This window comes from Gilliamella sp. B3464, assembly GCF_026536145.1.
Taxonomy (GTDB): Bacteria; Pseudomonadota; Gammaproteobacteria; order Enterobacterales; family Orbaceae; genus Gilliamella.
In genome coordinates, this window is the sequence record NZ_JAFNOQ010000019.1 from 1 (window position 1) to 7,966 (window position 7,966).

Consider the following 7,966-nt stretch of genomic DNA (forward strand, 5'->3'; position numbering starts at 1 on the left):
AACCGTAATATCTTTATCGGCATAGAGATTGACATCATGGGTACCAACTACCTGACTACCGGTTACGGTTAAATTATTGCCAGCATCAATGGTTATACTGTTAGCTGATAGTGAGCTGCCTTTTTGTGTTGTGTTATCTATTTCTGTATGTTCGGTAATCGATTGTTTATTGAGTAAGCCTTTAGACGCCGATTTATGATGCTCAGAGAGGCTTAACCGCTCTTGGTCGCTGCTAATATCAATATCATGCTGCGCAAGTAAGTTTAATGATTGATTGCTTGCGATATCCGCCGATTTCATGCGAATATCATTACCCGCTATTAAGTTCAAGTCACCCTGGGTAAAAATTTCGCTACCGACAATATTCTCAATATCAACTTTGCGGTAGTTGTTTTTATTCCAAAATGCTTCTTGCTTACTTTCTGTTTTTAAGGTTGATAAATTAATATCGTGACCGGCAATAAGATTGGTTTTTCCATCTTCTCCGCCATTAGTGAGTAACGCAGCACCCAGATTGATATCATGCCCCGCTTTTAGGCTAATATCACCATCTTTGACATTAATGCTCGAGACTTGATCAATAACGGTATTAATACTTTTGTTTTTCTCATAATAAGATGCTGTCGTTGATGTAGTACTGTTTAAATTAATATCATTGTTGGCTGATAGATAAACTAATTTATCAGCATTAAATTTACCACTGCTATTTATACTATCTTTGGCATTAATCACGATTGAATTAGCATCAATCGTACCGCGATTATTGACGTTGTTCGCTGCTATCGCCACACGATTTTTACCTAAAATTAGGCCTGATGAATCAACATCATCTGTTGCATACACAGTCACATTTTTCCCAGCTAACAGTGCACCGTCAGCATTCACTCGTGCGTGATTAACCAAATAAACTTGAGGCACCAGTACCGTTATTGCTTGACCATCAACAATGACGGTTTTACTTTCCATCCAAACCATATCGGTAGTGAGTAGTCGCATTTGGTCAGCAGAAAGTGAGGCGCCAATTGGTAATCCATAGTGCTCAGCAAACGCAATACCTGCGTCCATTAGTGCTTTATACTGTTCAAGATCACTTGAATAATCACCTAAATATCGCTGACCGGTTAACGTAACAATTTGTTCACGAATGAGCTGTTGTTCATAGTAGCCATCGCCCAGCCGTTTTTGGATGTTATTGGGGTCAACTCGCAGGCGATTAAGCATATAGTCTGAACTTAACCATTTTTTGCGATTGGTAAAGCGAGAGTCCGTTTCAATTAAATAGTTGGACTCTGGGCTTTTATTGACAATATAAATGCTGTTTTTAGGTAGGCTGGTATTTGGTTCGGTATAACTGATCGATTCGGTATATTGTTGTTTATTCACCGAATCAATAGACGGGTGTTGATTGACGTTATTATCAATAACGGATGTATTTTGGTTATCAACTTTTTCGGTTTTAATGGTTGTTTTGCCTTGCGATAAGTCAGTAATGGGCTTAGCTTCAGCAATGGTTATGTCACCATTTTCTTTACCTTTTGCAATAAGTGAATCAGATAAACCATCGAGCTGTTGATCAGCTTTAACATCTTTATTTATGGTCTGGATAGCTTGCCCTGCTGCAACATGAATAGTTTCACGCTCGGTTGGGGTAAGCTTACTGTTATTGATATTAGTATGATCTTCCATTTTAGCGTGTTGAAGATCAATAGTGGTTATCGATTGGTTAAAATATTTTGATTCATCTTCCCCTGTCGTGTATACGGCTTTACCGTTGTGATTGTGTTTATTTCGGTAATGCCAAATTTGTGTTCCGATATCGGTAATCGTTCGTTTACCTTTCAGTGAATAATTGTTGAGCGTATCGGTTGTAACCAATAAATTATTGCCTGCCAATATTTTACTATTATCATTTTCAATATGATGAGCTTGAATAATCAGATCATTGCCAGAAATAATTTCTGCAGGCTCACTCACTTTAATTTTTGTTTCATAGATATTTTTTGTATATCGATATTCGTGATATTTATACGTGCTACCAAACTCACCCTTATTAGAATGTAATACGGGATATCGATGGCGTTTTTTAGGGCTCGTTCTAATGGTGACTTCTTCCGGTTTAAAACGCCTTGCATGACCCATAGGGGTATATTCGGTAATCGGTTGGCTACTAATTAACACGTCGTCTGTTTCAATATGATCATTAATATTGTTAATTTGACTAACATTTAATCGCATATTGTTAGTACTTTCGATTCGTGCCGAATGATTATTTAATGTTTTACCATTGATTTGCATATCCCCTAAACTTAGGAGCAAGGCATGATTAGTATTGTTAATCGTATTCACATCCAAAAGCAGGGATTGTCTTGCGGCAATCGTTGGGGTAATTGGGCTGTTTAATGCAGCAGCTTTATTATTCACTTCATTTGCTTTGATATGAATGGTATCACCATATAGGCGTGCTGCATCAAGGTTATCAAATTGTTGTGTTAAATCAATGTTAACATCTTCACCATCAATTAAACCTTGATTAACAAAGCTGTTGCCATTAATGTCAATTTTTTCTGATTCAATAATGCCATTTTGTGTGTTTTTGCCAATATCACTAGTCAATGTGACGCTTTGGCCAGAAGAAATTTTACCCTGGTTATTAATTTGATTGGCTTTAATTGATATTTGATTGTTGGCAATCAAACTTTTTATATTATTAAAACCATTCATCAAATTTAAAATGATACTATTTTCAGCACGCAGCTCTCCATCGCCGGTTAATTGATTAGCAACAATGGCAATATCTTTTGCTAATAAATAGGCTTGACTATTGATTACATTGTTTGCCTGGATATTTAAGATATTTTTAGCAATGAAATTAGCCAATTGATTATCAAGTGCCTGACTTTCTAACTCAATTTGATCCGCATTAAGTATTGCATGATAATTAATTACATCATTTGCAATTATTTTTAGTAAACTGGCTGTTTCCAGTTTGGATTCACTATTGTTAATCGTATCAGCTTTTATGAAAATGCCTTGATTAGCCATTAATGTTGAATGTTGGTTATCGATGGTGCCTTGCGTTTGCAATTTTATTTGTTGCAAGGCTGTCAGCTGCGCTGAGTTATTTATTAAATTATTCTCAGCATTTAGAATAATATTCCCTACGCTCAGCAGTTTTGCCTCATTATTATTCATTGTTTTTGCATTGAGCGCTAACTCCCCTTTAGCTTGTATATCCGCAGATTGATTATTGATCTCATTGGATTGAATATTTAAATCACTTTCTGCAATTAATTGCGCTCGATGATTATTAACACTATTGGTTGTAATTGATAAAAGACCTTTACTACTTAATTCTGCTGCCTCATTATCTAAATCGTTCGCATGAATAATAAGACCATTTCGACCTGCGACTAATGTCGCTTTTTCATTGTTAATATTACCGTTAACATTGATTTGCATACCACCTTTAGCTTGTAAGGCAGCATCTTGGTTGTTAAGGTTGGAACCATTGATTTTAATAACGTTATCCGCTAACCATAACGCCTGTTGATTGTTTATCTCGTCACTCTTTACAATGATATTTTGTTTGGCTGATAACGTTGCTTGTTGGTTATTGGTATTCGCTGCATCAATTTCTATTGAATCATTTGAAATCAACGTTGCTGTTTGATTATTAAGTTGATTTGTTTGAATGTGAATAGCTTTATCGGCATTGAAATAAGCTAATTGATTAGACAGTTCGTTTACGTAAAACGAAATTTCACCGCCAGCAATTAAGGTCGCATTATCATTATTGATTCGATTTGTTTTGATTGAAATATCACTATTCGTTTTAATTATTGCTTTTTGATTATTTATGTCTTCACTTTCAACAGTTATTTTATTTAGACTCACCCATTTGGATAATGAGCTGTCGATTTTTTTTGCTTTGATATTCAGCGAGTCATCTGTCTTTAACGTCGCGGATTGACTATTTAATTCATTTGCATTAAGTGTGATAGATTTGCTGGCTGCCAATAGATTATTGTAATTATTAATCACATTGGCATTCATCTCCATTTGTCCTTGAGCTCGAATGTCTGCCTGCTGATTGTTTAATAAATCCTTCGCATCAAATACCACATTACCCACTGCTATCATCGTCGATTGTTGGTTGTTAATGTTTGTTGCTTGCATGACAAGATCATGTGCAGATTTAATTTTTGCATTGTTATTATCAATCTGCTGCGCTGCAAGTTTAAGTTGTTCACCTGCAATAAGGGTGGCATGACTATTATCCATACTCTCCGTTGCAACCATTAATAGTGCTTTAGCAGCTTGTAGAGCAATATCACGATTATTCAGCGTGTTAGCATGGATATCTATTGAATCTTGACCTATAATTTGTGCGTTCTGGTTATTAATTTTATCCGCTAAAATCTGAATATTTGCTAATGCATTAATAAGCGCATTTTGGTTGTTAATGATGTTTGAATTTAACGTTATTGCACCATAGCTGAGTAATTGGCTATTGATATTGTTTAAATTAAGCGTCTTAAATAAAATGTTTTTATAACTTGATATAGATGAATTTTGATTGTTGAATATTTGTGTGTTGACTGTTGTCTTGCCTTCACTGATCCATTTCGAATCATTATTGTCTAATTGTGAAACCGCAGTGATAGCTATATCATCTTTAGCACTTAAAGTTGCAGTATTTAATTTGATATTATCAGCATTGATACTTACCTGTTTTTCACTAATAATTAATCCATTTGTAACATCAATATTGTTATCTGCGTTAAGTTCAATACCTTGTTTGCCTTTAATTTTTACTTGTTGGGCATCAATCGTATGGCTATTGATATCAATATTACCATTACTCGCAATTAATCCTTGATTGGCGAATAATTGTTGGGCAGTAATCATGATACGATCACTTGCATTAAGCTCAGCATTATTATTGTTAATACTTTCACCATTGAGCTCTAAACTTGCATTAGTGAGTAATAGTGCAGAAGCATTATTGATGTTATTGGCATAAATTGATATTAATTTAGCTGCCTGAATATTAGCTTGCTCATTATTAATATCCTTACCATGAAGGCTAAGTTTACCGGTTGTGATAATGTTTGTATTGCTATTATTAATTGATGACGAGTTCATATTTACATCATCAACAGCAATCAACTTGGCTGACTCATTATTTAATTGCGTTGAATTAATAGACAAATACCCATTTGTTTTTAATTCTGCTGATTGATTGTCTATTTGTTGTCCATCAATAAAAATACCGTTTAATGCGGTCAGTTTTGCATATTGATTGAAGAATTGTTGCACATTGATTTTGATAGCATTTTCGGAAATGAATGTAGCGGCATTGTTATCAACATATTTACTCGCTATATTGATAGTCCCCTTGGCACTTAAACTCGCATGTTGATTATTCACTTTATGTGTTGCATTAATCGTGAGTGAATCTTCTGTTAATAACTGAGATTGTTGATTATCAAAAAATACGCTATCAATGTTGAGATATTTTTTTGACTGTAATATTGACTGGCGATTTGCTAAGGTATCGGCTTTTATTTGTAGCTGATCATTACTGACTAAAAGTGAATCATTATTAGTGATATCTTGACTTTGTAAGTGAATTGCACCTTCAGCCAACAGCGTTGCATGGTCATTATCAATAGCATACTGCGCATTAAAATAAATGCCTTTACCCGCATTTAGCTTTGATTGCGCATTATTAATTTTATCAGCACTAAATGTGATATCGTCATTCGCTAATATTGTCGATTGTTGATTGTCAATTAACTTCGCCTTTGCCACATAACGGGTTTGGGTTTTAGCTTGGATATTTCGACTATCAATAGAATAAGTTGCATGCAAATTAATCTCTTGTTCACTGTTTATTTTTGCATGACTAATATTAATGTTTTCAGCTGAAAAAGTGACTGTTTGGGCAACATTTTGACTATTTGTTAAATCAACACTTTTTTGCGCATCAATTTTAATGCGTTGACCGGCTAGGTTTTTACCTGTTAGTGATATATTTTCAGCCTGTGCAATAATATCACTTTTTTGTGTTAATTTACCTTCTTCATCAATACCTGCTGCAAGCAAACTTGTTGATGTGCTATTAATGGTTTTAGATTTAAGGTCGACATTTTTCTTAGCGACAATATTCCCTTCGTTAACTATCGCGCCTTGACTGGTGAGTTGAATAGATTGTCGACTATTAATGTGTTTTTGATTAACAATATCATTTTGACTGGTGAAATTAATACTTTGTTGAGCCTGAATTGCACCTTGATTGGTGATTTTACCATCAGCACTGATAACAATACTGCCGGCACTGGCACCGAGTTCACCGGCATTATGCACACCCACCCCTTTTTCGGTACCAATCATACGAATACTATTGGCATACATTCCACCAAGCTGTGAAACATCAATCGAGACTTCCGGTTTGTTGTCAGTAGCGTTATCCAGTGGCATGATAGTTTGTGTATCGTAACTGACCTGATTACGACCGGTGATCACATTCGCTTCATTGGCCCATATTGCCGAGTTAATCGATACCGTACGTGCTATCAAATCGGTATAGTTTTGCCCGGAACTGTCAAGCCCTTTACCGGTTACCGTTATGTGCCCTTGTTCAACCTGGTAACCATTTATTTCACCATTATTGATAATCGGTTTACCGGTGGTGAGGGTCCCTCGACTGGCATTAATAAAACCACAACCATTACAGGTGATGCCGGAAGGGTTAGCAATAATAACCTCCGCTTTTTGACCGGCAACTTCAACCACCCCGTTTAATTGACTGGGATTACGTGAATTGACTTCGTTTAATATGATTTTTGCTGGTCCGGTTTTATTTAATAGCTCATTGCCTTGTACATAACCCGCAATTTGCGTTTGGCTGATTTTACTGCTGTTATTTAATATCGCACCTTGCTGTGATACATCAAATTGACTGTATTTGTTATGCGATACCCCTTTATTGTTCGGGGTTTGAATGTTGACTTGTGTCACACCATTCGCCGCTGATATCACTATCGGTTGTTGGTGGCGGCCCGCCTGATTATCCGCCACTATTTGACTGCCATAAGCCGGCGAAGTCAGCGTGACAAAACCCAGCGATATAGACACGAATAAGCTTATCGGTTTTAGCGTTGCAAAAATAGATTCAATCGCTGTTTGTTGCGTATCTGTGGTGGTTTTTGCCTGACCATTTGCTGTTTTCGAAATGTCAGCAACCACCATTTGCATATTACGTTTTTTGTTAAAAATTATTCGGTATAAGCGCTTATTCATAATCTATTCCTTATTCCTTATCTTCATCTTTATCTTTATATTTATATTTTTTATTTATTCACCGTTAGTTATACACATAACACAACGTACATCTTGTTATTCAACCTAATAATTCCACATCACACTAAAGCCTAATGCCAGCGGATTGGTTTGAAAACCTTTCGGTTTGCGAATTGGCATGCCGGCAAACAGGTCATAGTAAAAACCATAATTGTTTCCCCGTAATCCCAGTACACCACCGGTTAAATGCCGCCCTAGCAAATACTCACTTTTACCACCCGATACTTCACCGGTATCAAGACCTAAATAGGTTTCATGATTAAAGGGAACTTGCCAGGCCAGTTCATTGCGAAGATACCAACCGCGGTCCGCTCTTAATGTTAACTCCCCATCAAAGCCCCGAACACTCCAGCGCCCACCAATAGAAAACTGGTCTGGTGAAGTTAAGTGTGAGCCACGCGTATATTGCCCCTGATAATCTACACGATAGCGAAAGTGCTGTTCACCTAAGGTGAAAGGGACATTAGTAGAAAAGTTAACTAAGAAAATATCTGACAAGGCGCTGCCATTGTCTTGCGGGTTGTACTCTTCCGGCGCTTTTTTTGCATTAAACCAACGAACCCCTTTTTGGTAAGTAACACCCGCATCGATGGTAATATTG

Annotated in this window: 2 protein-coding genes; both read right to left on the bottom strand. The window is 36.3% G+C overall.

Annotated features, from left to right (window positions below):
* A partial coding sequence (locus tag J3U57_RS12420; protein WP_267344952.1) for a filamentous hemagglutinin N-terminal domain-containing protein occupies window positions 1-7,305 on the bottom strand: 7,305 nt, incomplete at its 3' end.
* A gap of 105 nt (window positions 7,306-7,410) precedes the next feature.
* Window positions 7,411-7,966, bottom strand: a 556-nt coding sequence (locus J3U57_RS12425) for a ShlB/FhaC/HecB family hemolysin secretion/activation protein (RefSeq protein ID WP_323849476.1), incomplete at its 5' end; no start/stop codon positions are given.